This is a genomic window from Streptomyces mirabilis, from assembly GCF_039503195.1.
In the GTDB taxonomy this organism is placed as follows: domain Bacteria; phylum Actinomycetota; class Actinomycetes; order Streptomycetales; family Streptomycetaceae; genus Streptomyces; species Streptomyces mirabilis_D.
The window spans coordinates 7209792-7228412 of sequence record NZ_JBCJKP010000001.1; the positions used below are offsets into that span (position 1 = coordinate 7209792).

17 protein-coding genes and 1 pseudogene are annotated in these 18621 nt (G+C 71.3%); 9 read left to right on the plus strand and 9 right to left on the minus strand.

Going from position 1 to position 18621, the window contains the following annotated elements; all coding sequences use genetic code 11:
• Positions 1-51 precede the first annotated feature (51 nt).
• The 4 genes from leuC to AAFF41_RS33190 all read left to right on the plus strand — a co-directional run bounded on the left by leuC (position 52) and on the right by AAFF41_RS33190 (position 3391).
• Positions 52-1485: a 3-isopropylmalate dehydratase large subunit gene (gene leuC, locus AAFF41_RS33175; RefSeq protein WP_060901228.1), complete on the plus strand. Its 1434-nt coding sequence runs from the start codon at positions 52-54 to the stop codon at positions 1483-1485.
• Positions 1486-1491: 6 nt separating this feature from the next.
• Positions 1492-2085: a 3-isopropylmalate dehydratase small subunit gene (gene leuD / locus AAFF41_RS33180; RefSeq protein WP_054235401.1), complete on the plus strand. Its 594-nt coding sequence runs from the start codon at positions 1492-1494 to the stop codon at positions 2083-2085.
• A 277-nt stretch (positions 2086-2362) separates the two neighbouring features.
• Entirely contained in the window at positions 2363-2593 is a 231-nt protein-coding gene (locus AAFF41_RS33185) for an SCO5555 family protein (RefSeq protein ID WP_054235400.1), read from the plus strand.
• A gap of 138 nt (positions 2594-2731) precedes the next feature.
• Positions 2732-3391, plus strand: coding sequence for an HU family DNA-binding protein (locus AAFF41_RS33190; RefSeq protein WP_054235399.1), 660 nt, complete (start codon positions 2732-2734; stop codon positions 3389-3391).
• 91 nt (positions 3392-3482) lie between these two features.
• On the opposite strand, the gene AAFF41_RS33195 is transcribed toward AAFF41_RS33190, so the two are convergent.
• Both AAFF41_RS33195 and cofC read right to left on the minus strand, forming a co-directional pair.
• Positions 3483-3686 (minus strand): hypothetical protein, encoded by a 204-nt coding sequence (locus tag AAFF41_RS33195; RefSeq protein WP_343325095.1) that lies wholly within the window; start codon positions 3684-3686, stop codon positions 3483-3485.
• 127 nt (positions 3687-3813) lie between these two features.
• On the minus strand, positions 3814-4461 hold the full coding sequence (cofC, locus tag AAFF41_RS33200) for a 2-phospho-L-lactate guanylyltransferase (protein WP_319747160.1): 648 nt from the start codon (positions 4459-4461) through the stop codon (positions 3814-3816).
• A gap of 145 nt (positions 4462-4606) precedes the next feature.
• Between cofC and AAFF41_RS33205 the strand changes: the two genes are divergently transcribed.
• From AAFF41_RS33205 to AAFF41_RS33215, 3 genes are all read left to right on the plus strand, one after another.
• Complete coding sequence (locus tag AAFF41_RS33205) at positions 4607-5413, plus strand: lysophospholipid acyltransferase family protein (protein WP_319747162.1); 807 nt, start codon at positions 4607-4609, stop codon at positions 5411-5413.
• Entirely contained in the window at positions 5410-6420 is a 1011-nt protein-coding gene (locus tag AAFF41_RS33210) for an NAD(P)H-dependent glycerol-3-phosphate dehydrogenase (RefSeq protein WP_343325096.1), read from the plus strand. Before AAFF41_RS33205 ends, AAFF41_RS33210 begins: the two co-directional genes overlap by 4 nt.
• A 137-nt stretch (positions 6421-6557) precedes the next feature.
• Positions 6558-7715, plus strand: coding sequence for a D-alanine--D-alanine ligase family protein (locus AAFF41_RS33215; protein ID WP_319747167.1), 1158 nt, complete (start codon positions 6558-6560; stop codon positions 7713-7715).
• A 57-nt stretch (positions 7716-7772) separates the two neighbouring features.
• Here the strand turns inward: AAFF41_RS33215 and AAFF41_RS33220 are convergent, their stop codons facing one another.
• The gene (locus tag AAFF41_RS33220) at positions 7773-8267 is read right to left on the minus strand and encodes a DUF3515 domain-containing protein (protein ID WP_319747169.1); all 495 of its coding nucleotides are present in this window, start codon (positions 8265-8267) and stop codon (positions 7773-7775) included.
• A gap of 20 nt (positions 8268-8287) precedes the next feature.
• The gene (locus AAFF41_RS33225; protein WP_028802415.1) at positions 8288-8521 is read right to left on the minus strand and encodes an Lrp/AsnC family transcriptional regulator; all 234 of its coding nucleotides are present in this window, start codon (positions 8519-8521) and stop codon (positions 8288-8290) included.
• 206 nt (positions 8522-8727) lie between these two features.
• Here AAFF41_RS33225 and AAFF41_RS33230 point away from each other — a divergent pair, with 206 nt between their 5' ends.
• Positions 8728-9693, plus strand: a complete 966-nt coding sequence (locus tag AAFF41_RS33230; protein ID WP_054235392.1) for a thiamine-phosphate kinase — start codon at positions 8728-8730, stop codon at positions 9691-9693.
• Here the strand turns inward: AAFF41_RS33230 and AAFF41_RS33235 are convergent.
• The 3 genes from AAFF41_RS33235 to rpmB all read right to left on the minus strand — a co-directional run bounded on the left by AAFF41_RS33235 (position 9626) and on the right by rpmB (position 11424).
• Positions 9626-10324: a tetratricopeptide repeat protein gene (locus AAFF41_RS33235; RefSeq protein ID WP_343325097.1), complete on the minus strand. Its 699-nt coding sequence runs from the start codon at positions 10322-10324 to the stop codon at positions 9626-9628. The genes AAFF41_RS33230 and AAFF41_RS33235 overlap by 68 nt on opposite strands.
• A 267-nt stretch (positions 10325-10591) precedes the next feature.
• The gene (locus AAFF41_RS33240) at positions 10592-11182 is read right to left on the minus strand and encodes an AfsR/SARP family transcriptional regulator (protein WP_343325098.1); all 591 of its coding nucleotides are present in this window, start codon (positions 11180-11182) and stop codon (positions 10592-10594) included.
• A gap of 56 nt (positions 11183-11238) precedes the next feature.
• Complete coding sequence (gene rpmB, locus AAFF41_RS33245) at positions 11239-11424, minus strand: 50S ribosomal protein L28 (protein WP_003993230.1); 186 nt, start codon at positions 11422-11424, stop codon at positions 11239-11241.
• A 259-nt stretch (positions 11425-11683) separates the two neighbouring features.
• On the opposite strand from rpmB, the pseudogene AAFF41_RS33250 reads away from it, so the two are divergent.
• A pseudogene (locus tag AAFF41_RS33250) lies at positions 11684-13509 on the plus strand (DAK2 domain-containing protein).
• A gap of 84 nt (positions 13510-13593) precedes the next feature.
• On the opposite strand, the gene AAFF41_RS33255 reads toward AAFF41_RS33250, so the two are convergent.
• Positions 13594-16653 carry a tetratricopeptide repeat protein gene (locus AAFF41_RS33255; protein WP_319747175.1) on the minus strand — a complete coding sequence of 1020 codons (3060 nt, stop codon included), beginning with the start codon at positions 16651-16653 and terminating at the stop codon, positions 13594-13596.
• Positions 16650-18488, minus strand: a complete 1839-nt coding sequence (locus tag AAFF41_RS33260; protein ID WP_319747176.1) for an HSP90 family protein — start codon at positions 18486-18488, stop codon at positions 16650-16652. The genes AAFF41_RS33255 and AAFF41_RS33260 overlap by 4 nt, the downstream gene beginning before the upstream one ends.
• Positions 18489-18621 lie beyond the last annotated feature (133 nt).

Here is an 18621-nt window from a genome sequence, read left to right on the forward strand (position 1 = left end):
CGGAAATCTCTAGTTGGGCCGGCGCCACACAGGCCGGCCGGAGGGAAAGCGATGGGTAGGACACTCGCGGAGAAGGTCTGGGACGACCATGTCGTCCGGCGCGCCGAGGGCGAGCCCGACCTCCTCTTCATCGATCTGCACCTGCTGCACGAGGTGACCAGCCCGCAGGCCTTCGACGGCCTCCGCCAGGCGGGGCGTCCCGTGCGCCGTCTCGACCTCACCATCGCCACCGAGGATCACAACACCCCGACCCTCGACATCGACAAGCCCATCGCGGACCCGGTCTCCCGGGCCCAGCTGGAGACCCTGCGCAAGAACTGCGCCGAGTTCGGTGTACGGCTGCACTCACTGGGTGACGTCGAGCAGGGCGTCGTCCACGTGGTGGGACCGCAGCTGGGTCTGACCCAGCCCGGCACCACGGTGGTCTGTGGCGACTCCCACACCTCCACGCACGGCGCCTTCGGCGCGCTGGCGTTCGGCATCGGCACCTCGCAGGTCGAGCATGTGCTGGCCACCCAGACGCTGCCGCTGGCCCGCCCCAAGACCATGGCCATCACGGTCGACGGCGAGCTGCCCGACGGCGTCACCGCCAAGGACCTGATCCTGGCGATCATCGCCAAGATCGGTACGGGTGGCGGCCAGGGCTACATCCTGGAATACCGCGGCTCCGCCATCGAGAAGCTCTCGATGGAAGCCCGGATGACCATCTGCAACATGTCGATCGAGGCCGGCGCCCGCGCGGGCATGATCGCCCCCGACGAGACCACCTTCGAGTACCTCAAGGGCCGTGCGCACGCCCCCGAGGGCGAGGAGTGGGACGCGGCGGTCGCGTACTGGAAGACCCTGAAGTCGGACGAGGACGCGGTCTTCGACGCCGAGGTGGTCATCGACGGCCCGTCGCTGGCGCCGTTCGTCACCTGGGGCACCAACCCCGGCCAGGGAGCGCCGCTTTCGGCGTCCGTCCCCGACCCGGCTTCGTACGAAGACGCTTCGGAGCGCATGGCCGCCGAAAAGGCCCTGGAGTACATGGGGTTGACCGCCGGGCAGCCGCTGCGCGACATCAAGGTCGACACCGTCTTCGTAGGTTCCTGCACCAACGGCCGCATCGAGGACCTGCGCGCCGCCGCCGCGATCGTCGAGGGCCACAAAGTCGCCGACGGCGTACGGATGCTGGTGGTCCCCGGTTCCGCGCGGGTCGGTCTGCAGGCCGTCTCCGAGGGCCTGGACGTGGTCTTCAAGGAGGCCGGCGCCGAGTGGCGGCACGCGGGCTGCTCGATGTGTCTGGGCATGAACCCCGACCAGCTGGCCCCCGGTGAGCGCTCCGCGTCCACCTCGAACCGCAACTTCGAGGGCAGGCAGGGCAAGGGCGGCCGTACGCACCTGGTGTCGCCGCAGGTCGCCGCCGCCACCGCCGTACTCGGCCACCTGGCCTCCCCGGCCGATCTCGCCGACTCGTCTGCCGCCCGCACGCCCGCTGGAGTCTGAGAAGTCATGGAAGCATTCACCACGCACACCGGCCGGGCCGTTCCGCTGCGCCGCAGTAACGTCGACACCGACCAGATCATCCCCGCCCACTGGCTCAAGAAGGTGACCAGGGACGGTTTCGAGGACGGGCTGTTCGAGGCCTGGCGCAAGGACTCGTCCTTCATCCTCAACCAGCCCGAGCGCAAGGGCGCCACGGTCCTGGTAGCGGGCCCCGACTTCGGCACCGGCTCCTCCCGCGAGCACGCCGTCTGGGCGCTGCAGAACTACGGTTTCAAGGCCGTCATCTCGTCCCGGTTCGCGGACATCTTCCGGGGCAACTCGCTCAAGAACGGCCTGCTCACGGTGGTTCTGGAGCAGAAGATCGTGGACGCGCTGCAGGAGCTGACGGAGAAGGACCCCGAGGCCGAGATCACGGTCGACCTGGAGGCCCGCGAAGTGCGCGCCGAGGGCATCACCGCCGCCTTCGAGCTCGACGAGAACGCCCGCTGGCGGCTGCTGAACGGGCTGGACGACATCTCCATCACCCTCCAGAACGAGGGCGACATCGCGGAGTACGAGGCCAAGCGGCCGTCGCACAAGCCGAAGACGCTCCAGGTCTGACGCCCGCGCCGCTTCGCGGCTGAGGCAGGGCTGATTTCAGCCACCGCAACACCCCTCTGTACCCCCAATCGTGGACGGTTGGGGGTACAGCTGTGTCTGCCCCCGGACGCCCCTGGAACGCCCCTTCGAGAGGCTCCAACTCCCCCAGTTACAACGGAGATTGCCTGGGTACGCGCCTCTTGGGGACGCGGTGCTCCGGGGCGCCCAGGACCCTCTCCAGGGGCGGCAGTTACCCCCTGGGCAGGCGACAACTCGCCCCAGATGGCACAATCTGTGCATGGAACACGACGGCCAACTCGAGCTCTATGCGGCAGTCGCGGCCCAACTGAAGGAAGCGCACACAAGAGTGCGCGCACTGCAAGTCCCGGAGGGCGTACGGATGGCGCTGACCCGGAAGCTGCTGGTCATTACGGCCGTGGCCAAGCACGATCTCGCCGACGCGACAAGGCGGCTGGAGCGGTTCACCACCGACCTCGACGAGGGTCGATTCCTCGAAGGGGATCGCTGAGGAACTCCGCGACAGCCCGAGTTCGTTGCGGCACAAGGGTGATTAGCCCGTTTCGTGTTTGATTTGCGGTATATATCTGCCTAACGTGCGAAAAAGCTTGAACGCATTCGTTCGGGCAATGTCTCCGAAGGGGAAGACGTGAACAAGGCGCAGCTCGTAGAAGCGATTGCCGACAAGGTCGGCGGGCGTCAGCAGGCCGCCGACGCGGTCGACGCCGTACTGGACGCGATCGTCCGTGCAGTTGTCGGCGGGGACCGGGTCTCGGTCACCGGCTTCGGTTCCTTCGAGAAGGTAGACCGTCCGGCTCGTTACGCCCGCAACCCGCAGACCGGTGAGCGTGTTCGGGTCAAGAAGACCTCTGTGCCGCGCTTCCGCGCCGGTCAGGGCTTCAAGGACCTGGTGAGCGGCTCGAAGAAGCTCCCGCGTGGTGGCGAGGTCGCGGTCAAGAAGGCGCCCAAGGGCAGCCTGACCGGCGGCGCCGCGGCGACCGTGAAGAAGGCCGCGGCCAAGAAGGCCACCACCGCCAAGAGGGCGACGGCCGCGAAGAAGACCACCGCCGCCGTGAAGAAGACGGCCGCGAAGAAGACCACCACCGCGGCGAAGAAGACCACGGCGACCGCCAAGAAGACGACCGCCAAGAAGACCACGGCGACCGCCAAGAAGACCGCGGCGAAGAAGACCACCGCCAAGAAGGCGACGGCCAAGAAGGCCCCGGCGAAGAAGGCGACCGCCAAGAAGGCCCCCGCCAAGAAGTCGACGGCTCGCAAGACCACCGCCAAGAAGGCCACCGCCCGCTAGAAGCAGGGACGCAGCACAACCCACGCGCCGGGCCGGACTCCCACGGGGAGCCCGGCCCGCGGCGTGTCCGGGACCTGGCGGGAGGGCCCGGTCAGAAGGTCTGGAGCGTCACCAGGGTGATCCGGCGGACCTCGCCGTCGCCCTCGGTCTCGATGCGCACGCGCTGTCCCGGGCGCAGCAGCCTGAGCCCGCCGGCGTCGAACGCCGCGCCGTCGAAGGGCACCGGCGTGCCGTCGTCGAGCAGCACCTGTCCGCTACGGGTGTCGGGGTCGTACGTGTACGCGGTCGCCTGCATGCCGAAAGCCTATCCAGCGCCGGTGTACGCCGCCGGTGGGTCCGGCGGACCGGGCTCCGGCGAACGCAGGTTCACGCGGCTAGGGCCCGCGTATCCGGTGTGATCCGCCGGACGGGCCCCAGGGCGTTCAGGTGCCCGGTTGGCCCGGGATCAGGAGTTTCGCCGCCAGTGTGGCCGTGCGTGGGCCCACCCCCAGGGCGAGCGCGGCGCGCAGATCGTCGCCGGTGTCCACGTCCTGGCGTACGGAATCCACCGCGGTGAGGAGGAGTTCCGCGGCTCCCGAGGCGCGATGGCGTACTCGGGAATCGGTGCCGAAGGCGGGACGCAATTCCCGGCCGGGAGATGCGGCCAGCAGAGTGGTGCCGATTGCGGCCGCATCGGAGAGAAAAGCACGCGGGAATTCGGCGGCGGCATCGAGTACCCGGGCCAATTCCACGGGACGCAACGCGGGCAGATCGGCGTTCAGGGCGGCCACGGCGCATTCGGGACTCCGGGAGCGTACGGCCGCCGTTCCGTGCGCCAGCGCGGCGTTCAGACCGCCTCCCGGCTCGTCCGGCACGATCCACGCTCCCAGTGCGGCGAGCTCCCGCCCGGCCAGCACGTCGTCCGTGACGACCGCCACATCGCCGACCGCCGCGCAGGCCAGCGCGGCCGCCACGGTGTCCTGCGCGAAGGCGAGGGCGAGTCCGGGGCGCACCGCGTCGGCGGCGGTGTCCGAGAGCCTGCTCTTGGCCCGCGAGAGGGCTTTGAGGGGGATGACCAAGGTCCACTGCACGAGCGCTCCGTTCCTCCCTTGTCGCGCCCATTGTGACCCGGCACCCCTGGCGGTCCGGACGTCGGGGCGTACGGTGTTCTCGACAGACAGGCGGCCTGGGGCGACACTTGTGCGGCCCCCCAGGCCCTAAGAGGAAGGTGTCCGCGTGCCCCGCCGCAGAATCGGCTTCTGGTACCGCTTCGCAGCGGTCCTCTGCAAACCGCCACTGGTGGTTCTGATCAAGCGGGACTGGCGCGGAATGGAGAACATTCCGGCTGAGGGCGGATTTATCACCGCGGTGAACCACAATTCGCATGTGGACCCGTTCGCGTATGCCCACTATCAGTACAACACCGGGCGTGTTCCGCGTTTCCTGGCCAAGGCCGGGCTTTTCAGGAAGGGATTCGTGGGGGCCGCGATGCGCGGCACCGGACAGATCCCCGTGTACCGCGAGAGCACCGACGCGCTGAGCGCGTTCCGGGCCGCGATCGACGCCGTGGAGCGCGGCGAGTGCGTCGCGTTCTACCCCGAGGGCACCCTCACCCGCGACCCCGACGGCTGGCCGATGACCGGCAAGACCGGTGCCGCCCGGGTCGCCCTGCAGACCAAGTGCCCGGTGATTCCGGTCGCCCAGTGGGGTGCCAACGAACTGCTGCCGCCGTACGCCAAGAAGCCCAACCTCCTTCCGCGCAAGACCCACCACGTTCTCGCGGGCCCTCCGGTGGACCTGTCGCGTTTCTACGACAAGGAGATGAGCCCGGACCTCCTGAAGGAGGCCACCGAGGTCATCATGGCCGCCATCACCGCGCAGCTGGAGGAGCTCCGCGGCGAGAAGGCCCCTGAGACGCCCTACGACCCGCGCCAGGTACGGATCGAACAGCGCAGGCGTACCCGGGCCCAGGAGAGGGCTCAGGAGCGGGCACAGGCCCAGCGGCAGGCACAGGCACAGCAGGAAGAGGGGCAGAGCACGTGAGCAAGCCGGTCAAGGCGGCCGTCTTCGGGACCGGATCGTGGGGTACGGCCTTCGGCATGGTGCTCGCCGACGCGGGGTGCGAGGTCACCCTGTGGGCGCGGCGCGCCGAGCTCGCCGAGGCGGTCAACTCCACGCGTACGAACCCGGACTACCTGCCGGGCGTCGAACTCCCCGAGAACCTGCGGGCGACGACCGACGCCGCCGAGGCCGCGCGTGACGCCGACTTCACCGTGCTCGCCGTGCCCTCGCAGACCCTGCGCGGGAACCTCGCCGAGTGGACGCCGCTGCTGGAGCCCGACACGGTCCTGGTCTCCCTCATGAAGGGCGTCGAACTCGGTTCCGCGATGCGGATGAGCGAGGTCATCGAGGACGTCGCCAAGGTCGGCGCCGACCGTATCGCCGTGGTCACGGGACCGAACCTGGCCCGTGAGATCGCCGCCCGGATGCCGGCCGCCGCCGTGGTCGCCTGCACCTCCGAAGCGGTCGCCCAGCGCCTCCAGGCCGCCACCCACAACCCGTACTTCCGCCCGTACACCAACACCGATGTGGTGGGCTGCGAGCTGGGCGGCGCGGTGAAGAACGTGATCGGTCTCGCCGTCGGCATCGCGGACGGCATGGGCCTGGGTGACAACACCAAGGGCTCGCTGATCACGCGCGGACTCGCCGAGACCACCCGACTCGGTGTCGTCATGGGCGCCGACCCGCTGACCTTCTCCGGACTCGCGGGCCTCGGCGACCTGGTGGCCACCTGCTCCTCGCCGCTGTCGCGCAACCACACCTTCGGCACCAACCTCGGCAGGGGCATGACCCTCCAGGAGACCATCGCGGTCACCAAGCAGACCGCCGAGGGCGTCAAGTCCTGTGAGTCGGTGCTGGATCTGGCCCGCAGGCACGGCGTCGACATGCCCATCACCGAGACGGTCGTCGGCATCGTCCACGAGGGCAAGTCGCCGGTCGTCGCGGTCAAGGAGCTGATGGGGCGCAGCGCCAAGGCCGAGCGCCGCTGAGGAGCGACGCCGCGGCGCCGGGAATCAACGCTCCGCAACGGCTCGTACGACGCTGAGCGACCACCCGTGCGACGTTGGACAACGGCCGCGGTGGGGCGCTGACTCAGCGCCGTACCAACGGGTACTCTCAACGCGATATGAGCACCGAGAACCTCCCCCAGAGCCCTGAGCAGCCGCCTCGCAAGCCGCGCGTGGCCGTCGTCTTCGGCGGCCGCAGCTCCGAACACGGGATCTCCGTGGTCACGGCCGGCGCCGTCCTGCGCGCCATCGACCGGACGAAGTACGACGTCCTGCCGATCGGCATCACCCGGGACGGCCGTTGGGCGCTCACCGCCGACGAACCGGACCGGATGGCCATCGTCGACCGGCGTCAGCCGGACGTGGAGCAGCTCGCGGAGTCGAGCGAGGGCGGCGTGATCCTCCCCGTCGACCCGGCCAACCGCGAAGTCGTCTACAGCGAGCCCGGATCGGTCCCCAAGGCCCTGGGTGAGGTCGACGTGGTCTTCCCCGTGCTGCACGGCCCCTACGGCGAGGACGGCACCCTCCAGGGCCTCCTGGAACTCTCCGGAGTCCCTTACGTCGGTGCGGGTGTGCTCGCCTCGGCCGTCGGCCAGGACAAGGAGTACATGAAGCGCGTGTTCACCTCCTTCGGGCTGTCCGTCGGCCCGTACGTGGTGATCCGGCCCCGTGAGTGGGAGCGCGACGAGTCCGCCGCCCGCAAGAAGATCATCGACTTCGCGGGTGAGCACGGCTGGCCGCTGTTCATCAAGCCCGCGCGCGCGGGCTCCTCGATCGGCATCACCAAGGTCGACTCCCTCGAAGGCCTCGACGAGGCGATCGAGGAGGCCCAGCGCCACGACCCGAAGATCATCGTGGAGGCGCTGCTGCGCGGCCGCGAGATCGAGTGCGGGGTGCTGGAGTTCGAGGACGGTCCGCGCGCCAGCGTGCCCGCGGAGATCCCGCCCGTGCAGTCGCACGCGTACTACGACTTCGAGGCGAAGTACATCGACTCGACGCCCGGTCTCGTGCCCGCCCCGCTGACCTCCGAGCAGACCGCCGAGGTCCAGCGGCTCGCGGTCGACGCCTTCGAGGCCGCCTCCTGCGAGGGCCTGGTGCGCGCGGACTTCTTCCTCACCGAGGACGGCGAGTTCGTGATCAACGAGATCAACACCATGCCGGGCTTCACGCCCATCTCCATGTACCCGAAGATGTGGGAGGCGAGCGGCGTGGCCTACCCGGAGTTGGTGGACCGCCTGATCGGGGCGGCGCTGCGCCGCCCGACGGGGCTTCGGTAGACCTGGGACACCGGGGCTCCGCTCCAGGGCGCACGTCCCCGCGCGCACGTGTGTACGTCAGTCGGCGATCCCTTCGGGGATCGCCTTCTTGATGGGCGCGGCCAGGTCGACGAGCGCGTTCGACCCGTCCCGCTGGACCCACTTCTTGGGCACGCTGACCTCGACATACGCGCGCCGCAGGCTCGTGGTGAAGCGGTACGAGCCGTCGTCCTGCTTCTCCATGAGCCAGCCGACGCCGTTCACCTCGCCGCTGAGCGCGTTCTGGTCGCTCATCTTCGCGGGTCGTTCGACACCGCAGCGCAGTATGATCGCCGGGCTTCCCCAGCCCGCGGTCAGCGCGGACCGGGGCTCGGGATCGTTCCGGTCGAGGCCGTCGATCTTCTGCGGCAGCACCTTGTCCAGGTTCTGACACAGCCCGGTGACCTTCGCCCCCGGGCTGGGAACCGCGGCCGATCCGCCGTCGTCTGCTGAGGAGCAGCCTGTGGCGGCGATCAACAGGGCGAGAACGGGCGGCCCGAAGAGAGCGGTGTGCCGGTGACGGGAGAAGTTCACCGGCCAAGGGTAGACGGGGGCTAGAGGTGCACCACCGGGCAGGTCAGCGTACGGGTGATGCCGTCCACTTGCTGGACTTTCGCGACCACCATGCGGCCGAGTTCGTCGACCGTGTCGGCCTGGGCGCGCACGATCACGTCGTACGGTCCTGTCACGTCCTCGGCCTGGATCACCCCCGGGATCTTGCTGATCGTCTCGGCGACGGTCGACGCTTTGCCGACCTCCGTCTGGATCAGGATGTACGCCTGTACCACGGAACCTCCAGGGCGGCCACGAGGATCATGTGGGGAAAAGGAACGCCACGGTATCGCGTCGCCGCTCGCCACGGGGAGACCCGCGGTGGCTGGGGCTTGCGCGCCGGGGTGCACGGACTGCACAAGTTGACGGTCAACTCGACCGTACCGAGTACAGAGACGGCTCGCGACCGGGCACGGGTAGCGGCAGAGGGAGCAGTACGATCATGAAGGGCACCGTGGGCGAGTTGGGGGAGTTCGGGCTCATCAAGGAGCTCACCTCGCGTCTCACCACCACCCCGGCGGTCCGGGTCGGCCCGGGCGACGACGCCGCGGTGGTGGCCGCGCCCGACCGCAGGGTGGTGGCGAGCACCGACATCCTCCTGGAGGGGCGGCACTTCCGCCGTGACTGGTCCACGGCGTACGACGTCGGGCGCAAGGCGGCCGCGCAGAACCTCGCGGACATCGCCGCGATGGGCGCCGTGCCGACCGCGCTGCTGCTCGGTCTGGTCGTCCCGGCCGAACTCCCGGCCACCTGGCCCTCCGAGATGATGGACGGGCTGCGCGACGAGTGCCAGGTCGCGGGCGCGTCCGTGGTCGGCGGCGATGTCGTGCGCGGAGACACCATCATGATCTCGATCACCGCGCTCGGCGATCTGCGCAATCACGAGCCGGTCACCCGGGGCGGCGCCCAGCCCGGTGACGTGATCGCCGTGACGGGCTGGCTGGGCTGGTCCGCGGCCGGGCACGCGGTGCTCTCCCGCGGCTTCCGCTCACCGCGCGCCTTCGTCGAGGCCCACCGCCGCCCCGAGCCGCCGTACCACGCGGGTCCCGCCGCCGCCGGGCTCGGCGCGACGGCGATGTGCGACGTGAGCGACGGGCTGATCGCCGACCTGGGCCACATCGCCGAGGCGAGCAAGGTGCGGATCGACATCCGTTCGGGCGCGATCGACATCCCCTCCCAGATGAACGACATCGGCCAGGCCGTCGGTGTCGACCCCATCCAGTGGGTGCTGACCGGCGGGGAGGACCACGCGATCGTGGCGGCCTTCCCGCCGGACGTGAAGCTGCCCGCGCGCTGGAAGGTGATCGGCGAGGTCCTCAACCCCTCGGCGCTGCCCCAGGTCACGGTGGACGGCGCGCCCTGGACCAGCAAGGGCGGTTGGGACCACTTCGGGGACATCGAGTCGTAGCCGCCCACCCCGTCAGGCGGGGTACGCGCGGAGTTCGATGCCGGTGGCCGCCTTCTCGGTCCCCACGCAGGCCGACGGCGGCGCCCAGCAGGACTGCGGCGCGCTCGGGGGAGTCGGCGAGGACCGACAACGCCTCCGCGGACTCGGTGAGTTCCCGTACTCCGGGGCTCTCGACGGCGAGGTCGGCCGCCTGACGGGCCCAGTCACGCGCCTCGTCGAGGCGCCCCTCCGTGGCCGCGGAACGGCCGAGGCCGATGAGGATGCGCACGCTCTCCCCCTGCCGTACCAGTTGGCGGCGCAGACCCCCAGGGCGCCTTTGTAGCGCACGCGCGTGGCCGGTGTCTCCCGCGAGCCGAGCGGCGACGCCCAGGCCCCGCAGGGCACCCGCCAGCTTGTCGGCGAGGCCCACGGTGCGGGCCGGCGTCAGGGCCTGGCTGAAGTGCTCCCTCGCCTCGACCAGTTCCCCCTGGTGCGGCAGCACGGTCGCACGGGTGCGCAGGAGATCCGAGGTCTCCTCGGAAGCGGCCAATTCCTTGACGTACGAGAGCCCTTCGTCGAGCAGTTCGAGTGCGCGCCGGTGGTCCCCGCGCCAGTCGGCGAACATGCCCAGCGGGTCGAGGCAGTTCGCCATGCCCCAGCGGTCCCCGGTCGCGCGAAAACCCGCCGGAGACCGTGCGAACGACTCCTCGGACGCCCGGCGAACTGCTCCTGGAAGCCGAGGCCGACATCAAGAAGAGCCCGCCCCCACGCGTCGCCCCCGACCTGCCCGCGCACCCGGTCGTTCGTGGTGGGCACCGACCACAGCACCACGGTGAACGGCAGCCGCAGGGGTCGGCTCAGCCCGGCCAGGACGTCCTCGACACGGGCCAGGCGCCGCTGGTCGGCCGGATCGCCGCTCTCACCCGAGAGCGCGTTGATCACGCACAGGACGTACTCCTCCGCGAGACCCGCGGGCGGCTCGGCGCCCACGGCCGCGAGCAGCTCCCGGGCCGTGGCCGCCTGCTCTCCGTAGAGACCGCGCAACCGCCAGAACCAGGAGAGCTCGGCCATCAGCCGCAGGGCCTGCGCCGGCGAGCAGTTCCCACAGCTCCGGGACGAGTGCGGGGCCGCCGCCGAGCGCGAGGTCCGCGTCGAGTCGGTCCTGCAAGGCACTGAGCCTCAGCTCTTCGAGGCGGGGCACTCGGGCGAGGGCCGCGGTTCCGTCGCGGGAGAGCCGCTCGAAGCGGTGGGCGTCGACGGCCTCGGGAGAGAAGGCGATGCGGTAACCGGTGGGGTCGGCCTCGATCCCGGTGTCGGGGCCGAGCCGCCTGCGCAGCCGGGGTCCAGGGAGCTGCCGTCCGTGGTGCGGATCTCGAGGGGGCCCAGGACGCCGAAGCGCATTCGGCAGATTCTGGCAGCTCCGGAAGACGGGGCCACGCGCGCGTGGGGCACCCCATGCCCGACACGGCACAGCGGATGGAAGCAAGAAGACAACAAAAAACCGGCCCACCGTGAAGGTGGACCGGTTTTTAAGCGAACCAGCAGTGGCCGCGCGCTAGCGTTGCGTCAGCGCGAGACCTTGCCGGCCTTGATGCACGAGGTGCAAGCGTTCACGCGCTTCGGCGTCCCGCCCACCACGGTACGGACGCGCTGGATGTTGGGGTTCCAGCGACGGGACGTACGGCGGTGCGAGTGCGAGATGTTGTTGCCGAAGCCCGGCCCCTTGCCGCAGACGTCGCAGTTGGCAGCCACGGGTCACTCCAAAGACTTCAGATGCTCTTACGGTTGATCCCGGCATGCCGGAATCGAGATCTAGGATCTGAGTGGCGGTGCCAGGGGGAAGACCCGATCGAATCGGGCAACTGGAGCAGCATACAACGACTGCGTCCGGAGAACGAAACTACCATGGCTGCCCCGGGGCTCACCCCGGCCCTCCTTGGGGTCCCCTACCGTCAGTAACCCATTCGGGGACTACGCTGCGTGCCACGTCCAGACGCTCAAGGAGGCGCAGGTGCCGCAGGTGCCGCAGACATTGGATGCTCTCGCGGTGCGCACCTGGTGCGGCCTCGCGCTGGAGGCGCTGGGGCGGGCGCGCGAGGAGATCGACGCCATCAATGTCTACCCGGTCGCGGACGGGGACACCGGGACGAATCTGTATCTGACGGTGGAGTCGGCGACGGCGGCGGTGGAGGCGGTTTTCGCGGGCTACGAGACCGTGACGGGGGCCGTCGGTCCCACAGGGTCCGCTGCCTCCGGGGCGGTTTCCACGGAGGTCTCGGGGGCTGGTCTGCCCACGCTCGCCGACGCCGTGCGGGCGATGGCGCACGGGGCGCTGATCGGGGCCCGCGGGAACTCCGGGACGATCCTCGCGCAGTTGCTGCGCGGCATGGCGCAGGTACTCGCCGCCGACGGTGAGGCCGGTGGTGAGGCCCGTGGTGAGACCGACGGTGCGACCGATGGTGAGAGCGCTCACACCGACGGACAGGCCCTCCGGCTGGCCCTGCGACAGGCCGCCGACTCCGCACGTGAGGCCGTCGCGCACCCCGTGGAGGGCACGGTCCTCACGGTCGCCACGGCCGCCGCCGAGGCGGCCACCGGCACGGAGGGCGACTGCGGCACGGTCGCGTGCGCGGCCTACGAGGGAGCACGGGCGGCCCTCATGGCGACCCCCGGCCAGCTGGCCGTGCTGGCGCGTGCCGGAGTGGTCGACGCGGGTGGGCGGGGGCTGCTGGCGGTGCTGGCGGCACTGGCGGAGACGTTCACGGGGGAGTCCCCGGGCGCCGGACGGGTGGCGGGCGAGGTCCACACGCGCGTGAATGGCATGGACGGCGTGAGTGGGGTGGACCGTGTGGATGGCGTGGGCCGTGTGGATGTGAACGGCGTGTGCGTGGACAGCCGACCGGGGAAGAAGGCCCGGCCTTCGAGGTGACCTACCTGCTGGAGGCGGAGGACGCGGACATGGCGCGGTTGCGGGCCCGGCTCGACCGCCTCGGCAACTCGCTCGTCGTGGTCGGCGGGGACGGGCTGTGGAACGTCCATGTGCACGCGGACGACGCCGGTGCCGCCGTGGAGGCGGGGGTCGAGGCCGGGCGGCCGTACCGGATCCGGATCACGCACTTCGGGCTCGGCGACGCCCACACGGCGGGCGCGGCCGGGCGGCCGCCCCGGGAGCGGGCGCAGCGGGCCGTGGTGGCGGTCGTGCCCGGCGAAGGGCTGGCCGGGCTGTACGCCGAGGCCGGGGCGACCACCGTGCTCGCGCGGCCCGGGGAACCGCCCGCGAGCGGGGAACTCGTCGAGGCCGTACGCCGGGCCCACGCGCGTGAGGTGGTGTTGTTGCCCAATGACGCCGACCTGCGGCACACGGCGGCGGCCGCCGCCGAGCAGGCCCGTACGGAAGGCGTCCGGGTCGCGCTGATCCCGACCCGCTCCGCGGTCCAGGGCATCGCCGCGCTCGCCGTCCACGAGCCCGAACGCCGCTTCGACGAGGACGTCGTCGCCATGACCTCGGCGGCGGGCGCCACCCGTTACGCCGAGGTCGCCGTCGCCGAGCGTCAGTCCTGGACCATGGCCGGCATCTGCCAGGCGGGCGACGTCCTCGGGCTCATCGACGGCGATGTCGCCGTGATCGGCTCCGACATCACCGCCACCGCCGAAACCGTCCTCGACCGCATGCTCGCCGCCGGCGGGGAGATGGTCACCCTCGTCCTGGGCGACGACGCTCCCGGCTCCATCGCCGCCCACCTCGAAGCACGGGTCCGGGAGTCGTACTTGGCCGTGGACACGGTGGCGTACCGGGGCGGTCGACAGGGCGCGTTGCTGCTGATCGGGGTGGAGTAGCCCCCAGGGGACGGGAACGGGGAGGGGCGGCGGGGGCGGGAACCCCCGCCGCCCCGCCCCGTCACCGGTCCCGCTGCTTCTCCATCACGCCTTCTCCGTCATGCCCAGCATGTTCTCCGCCTCGGCCCGACGCGCCTGCGCGATCTCCCCGTCCCTACCCGTGTACGCGGAAAGCACCGCACGCGCGCGTGCGGTGGCCGCCGCGGGCCGGAGCAGATCGGCCTCCAGCCACCCCGCCGCGAGCTCGGCCCCGGTGCGCGCGTCGAGGGCGTCCTCTCCAAGGGACGCGAAGACGGAGATGGCCCGCGTGTAGTGAGCCAGAGCCTCCTCCGCGTCGTCCGGAACGGAACGGGCGACCAGGTCACCGAACTGCCGGTGGGTGTGACCGAGTTCGGCGACGAGGCGATGACGGCGCTCCGCGGCATCGGAGCCCGCCACGGCATCCGAGGCCTCCACAACCTCGGCCCCAACGGAGGACGACACCGCCCGAAGCCCCTCCTCGCACTCCCGCACCGCCGCCGCCATCGACTCCCGCGCCCCGTCCAGCCCCGAGTCCGTACGCAACGCGACCCACGCCCGGGCCCGCAGCGACCGGATCCGACCGTGGACGTTGCCGAGGTCACGCCACAGGTCACCGGCGCGCACGTACGCCTGCTCGGCCTGCGCGGGCAGTTCGGCGTGGCCGAGCGCCTCGGCGGCGAGATGGGCGAGCATCGCGTGGTCACGCTGCTCGGGCCAGTGCCGGGCGACGTCCGCGGCCCGCAACCAGTGCTCGGCCGCCGCACGGTGTTCGCCGAGCTCGGTGAGACAGTCGCCGAGCCACCACCGCGTCTGCACGATCGCACCGTCACCGTGCATGTCGGTGGTCAGGTCGGGCAGCGCCGACTCCAGGATCTCCGCGCCCTCGGCCCACCGCCCCTGACGGAGCAGGAACCCGCCGAGCTGGTGCCGGGCCCAGGCGCCGAGTGTGGGCCCCTCGCCCGCCTCGTCGGCCCAGTGCGCGGCCTCCAGGGCGTGTTCCGAGGCGGGCCCGAACTGCCCGGTGGCGCCCAGGACCTCGGCGAGCTGCAGGTGCAGCTGCGCGTGGCCCATCGGCTCCAGGCGAGGTCCTCCGTGCTCCAGCGCCGCGCGTGCGGCCCGCTCGGCCTCCTCCGCGTCGCCCAGGTGCCGGGCGATCCCGGCCAGCCGGGACTCGTACTCGACGGCGAACCACGGCAATCCCGCCGCCACGAACGCGGCCGCGGCCTGCCCGAGCAGCTCTGCGGCGGCCTCGGCGTCCCCGGCGTGCGCCGCGAGCTCCCCGAGCATCGCCCGCGCCTCCGCGGCCCGCGAGGCCATCCGCACGTCCGAGAGGTGCGGCTCGGCCAGCGCCAGCAGCTCCCGCACGGCGGCCTCGGCGGCGCCCACGACCTCGTCCGCGGCGGTCCCGGAACCGGCCGTCCCGGAAGCCGTCCCCTCGGAAGCCGTCGCCCCCGACTCGCCCTCGTCCGCGTCCTCCTGCACCAACAGCATCAATATCCGCGCCCGTCCCACCAGCACGGACGCCGCCTGGGACACCCCCGTCCCGCCGTCCGTGAGGAGGGCGAGCACCCCCTCGTACAGCTCCGAGACCCTCGCGAGCGCCTCCTCGGGCCCGCCGGTGAGGGCGAGGACGTACGCGGCACGGGCGCGGGCCGCGAGCGCCTCGCCGGGATCGCCCGCCTCGGCGTAGAGCGCGGCCGCCTCATGGAAGAGCTCGATGCCTTCGGGACCGCGTTCCATCGCCGCGTGGTCGGCGATCTCCGCGCGGTCGCGGACGTCCAGTTCCTGGCCCTCGGCGGCCCGTGAGACCGCCGCCCACGCCTCGACGGCGTCCGGGCTCCGGGTCGCGGACAGCCGCCGCGCCTCGGCCAGCAGCGCCGGGAGCGAGGACGGGTCCGAGTCGGCATCCGACTCCAGGAAGGCGGCCGACGATCGGGCCGAAGCCGAAGCCGCCGCGGAACCCGAACCCGCAGCGGAACCCGAAGGCGACAAGTGTCGCGCGGACCGGGACCGCACCCCCAGCGGCAAGCGCTCGACCAACGGCCGCTGGTCCATCCGCCCACGCACCCGCTCACTGACGTACGACGTGCCGTTGCGCGCGTCGAAGAGCGCCGCCAGGGAAAGGGCCTCCCCGCGCGCGTGGACAGCGAGCCCGCTCGCGGTCCACTCCCGGCCCGCCGGTCCCGGCACCGGCTGATCGCCGAGACCGAGCCCGGTCAGGCGGTCCATGAGGAGGGCCGTCACGGCCATGAAGTCGAGCTTGCTGCGCGGGTCCCCGGAGTCGGTGAAGTAGGCGGGCCGCTCCGCGAGCAGCTCCAGAGCGCGCGCCTCGTTGCCGGAGAGCGCGCAGAACTCCACGTGGTCCGCGTACGCGCCGCGCATGCTCTCCATGGGGCGCACCAGCCGGAAGCCCCGCAGGTGATGGGCACGGGCCTCGTCCAGGCGGCCCAGACGCAGCAGGGGGACCAAGGAGGACGCCAGGACGGTGTGCGGCTCGTGGGCGCACGCGTACTCGCCCTCCAGAACCGGGCGCCACAGTTCCAGCGCCTCCTCGTCGGCGTCGCGCTCCGCCCGCCACCACCCCTGGCTGTGGAGTTCGCACGCGTGGCAGTCGGCCATGGTGTCCCGGTCGGCGGCCAGCCAGGCGGTGTACGCCCGCTCGGCGCGCCGCAGGTCGCCCAGGTGCGCGGCGACGCTGAACTCGGCTCCGCGCACGGCCCGTTCGGAGTGCCCGGCCAGCCGGTAACGGTGCTCCATCTCGCCGAGCCACTTCTCTATGGAGGCGAGCGGGATGTGCGGCTGGTCGAGCATGCCGGCCGACATCCACTTGAAGACCCAGTGCAGGGAGTGGGTCTCGTACTCGTCGAAGTCCTCGGGGTGCTCGTCCCACATGCGCAGCAGACGCGCGAAGGGGACGAACATCTTGTCCTTCTCGGAGCTGTAGTTGTAGACCTTCAGCTGATGCCCGAGCGCCTCGATCACGGCGAGCGGGATGTTCAGCTTCTCGGCCTCGACGAGCAGTTGCTCCGCGCGCGCGTTGCGTGCCGGACCCTCCGGCTGCTCCTGGTTGTCCGCCATCGCCTGGCGCAGGGTGTCGAAGTCCATGCCCATGGCCTGGCTCATCGGAGGTCGTCCTTCCCGGGCTCGGTGTGGGTGGCCCACTCCAGGAGGCCGATGAACGCGCGGTTGAGGAGCGCGGAGTCGGCGGGCCGCAGGGGGCGCTGCGCCATGAGGAGGGCCTGTCCGTAGAGGGACTCCGTGGCGGTGCCTATCAGCTCCGGGTCGCGCAGTGAACTGATCCTTCGGATCAGTGGGTTGAGGTGGTTGAGGACCAGGCGGGCACGGGGCGCGCTGCCGCGCAGCGAGCCGAGAATGCCCGCCCACAGGTCGTCGGCCTGATCCTCGGCCTCCGCGCGGGCCTGCTCGTGACGGGCCGCCCGGTCGTCCAGGTGCAGGGCGGGCACGGAGAGCGGGTGGAAGGCGCGCAGCACCACGTCGCAGCCCAGGGGGTCGAGCTTGGCCCGGGCGGCCATCAGGAAGCCCGAGAGGGCCAGTTCCTCGGCCGGGTCGACGGCGTCCAGGTGCGCCGTCACGGTGTCGGCGTCCAGCTCCGAGACGACCGTCCCCGGACGCACCGACGGCAACGCCTCCACCAGCTCGCTGTCGTACGTGTAGCCGCCGTTGATCACCCCGATGCCCTGCGCGGAGGCGATGGGCGCGACCTGCCGGTACTCCTCCACGGTCCGCGTGAAGTGCACCACCGGGTGACGCAGCGCGAACTCCTCCAGGGACAGCCGTCCGTCGGTCGTCTCGAAGGGCAGCCACGGCAGCATCGTGCGCAGCATCTCGTTGTCGTGCCGCGCCAGGGACTTCACGCCCAGGTGGTGCACCGCCAGGAAGGCCGCCAGACGCTCCGGGTCGCCCGCCGCGAGCCCCGTCAGCCACGACCGGATGCGCTCGCCCAGGGCCTCGCGTACGGCCGCCAGGGTCTCGTCCTCGTACAGCGACTCGCGCGAGGCGGTGGGCCGCAGGCTGTCCGTGTCCAGGACGCAGCGCACGAAGAACGCCCAGTCGGGCAACAGCTGTTCGGCCCGCTCGGTGAGCAGCATGCCCTTCAGGTGCACCCGGTGGCCGGCGCGCTGGGCCGGGCTGACCGCGGACGGCAGGACGTACGCCACGCCGCGGACTCCGGCGAGCGGCACGTTCAGGTCGATCGTGTCCAGCGGGGTGAAGCCGAACAGGTCGTGGCAGTGCCGGGCCAGGGCCACCCTGCGGGTGGCGGGGCTCGGATGGGCGCGGTCCCAGGGCGCAGGAAGCTCCGCGATCGCCTCGTCACCGACGCGTACGTCGTACGGCAGCAGCGAGCCGAAGTCCCGGGCCAAGGTGCGGACCCGCTCCTCGGTGAGCCATTCGCCGGCTCCGGCGCGCGCCACCAGGTGCACGGTGGTACCCGGTTCGGTACGGGCCTCGTGCGGCAGCGTGCGCACGGTGTACGAGCCGTCGTCGGTCGCCGTCCACTCCACGGGCGCCGCATCAGGCGTACGCGCGCTGCGGCTGACGACGCGGATGCGTTCGGCGACCACGAAACACGCCAGCAACCCGATGCCGAACTGCCCCAGGAAGTCGGAGCGCGCCGCCTGCAGGCCGTCCTCCCGCTTGGAACTGCGGCCGATCGTGGCGAGGAGGCTGTGCACGTCGGATTCCGTGAGCCCGATGCCGGAGTCCTCCACACGCAGGGTGCCGCCCTCGGCGTACAGGCGCACGGCGGCCGGGGCGTCCGGCTGCTCAGCCCGCCGGGCGGTGATCGCGTCCACGGCGTTCTGCAGCAGTTCGCGCAGGTAGACCTTGGGACTGGAGTAGAGGTGATGGGAGAGCAGGTCCACCAGACCACGCAGGTCGACCTGGAAGGTGTGAGGTGACGGGGATGCCTGTGATGGCTGTGAGGTCTGGGAGTCCATCGTCGCTGCGCCGAGGGTGGGGGACGTGCGACGGCGCGGGGTCGGGCGGTCCCGGGGGACGGTGACCGCGAAGAGGGCCGGAGCGCGTCATCCTAGGCCCGGAACGAGCCGTCTGACCAGCGGATTTCCGGGA

Excerpts from the sequence above, each read along its gene's own strand:
- AAFF41_RS33260 (WP_319747176.1), bottom strand. The coding sequence starts at position 18,488 with ATGGACTCCCAGACCTCACAGCCATCACAGGCATCCCCGTCACCTCAC.
- AAFF41_RS33235 (WP_343325097.1), bottom strand. The coding sequence starts at position 10,324 with ATGGCGAACTGCCTCGACCCGCTGGGCATGTTCGCCGACTGGCGCGGG.
- AAFF41_RS33215 (WP_319747167.1), top strand. The coding sequence starts at position 6,558 with ATGAGCACCGAGAACCTCCCCCAGAGCCCTGAGCAGCCGCCTCGCAAG.
- leuD (WP_054235401.1), top strand. The coding sequence starts at position 1,492 with ATGGAAGCATTCACCACGCACACCGGCCGGGCCGTTCCGCTGCGCCGC.
- AAFF41_RS33230 (WP_054235392.1), top strand. The coding sequence starts at position 8,728 with ATGAAGGGCACCGTGGGCGAGTTGGGGGAGTTCGGGCTCATCAAGGAG.
- AAFF41_RS33255 (WP_319747175.1), bottom strand. The coding sequence starts at position 16,653 with ATGAGCCAGGCCATGGGCATGGACTTCGACACCCTGCGCCAGGCGATG.
- AAFF41_RS33185 (WP_054235400.1), top strand. The coding sequence starts at position 2,363 with ATGGAACACGACGGCCAACTCGAGCTCTATGCGGCAGTCGCGGCCCAA.
- leuC (WP_060901228.1), top strand. The coding sequence starts at position 52 with ATGGGTAGGACACTCGCGGAGAAGGTCTGGGACGACCATGTCGTCCGG.
- AAFF41_RS33195 (WP_343325095.1), bottom strand. The coding sequence starts at position 3,686 with ATGCAGGCGACCGCGTACACGTACGACCCCGACACCCGTAGCGGACAG.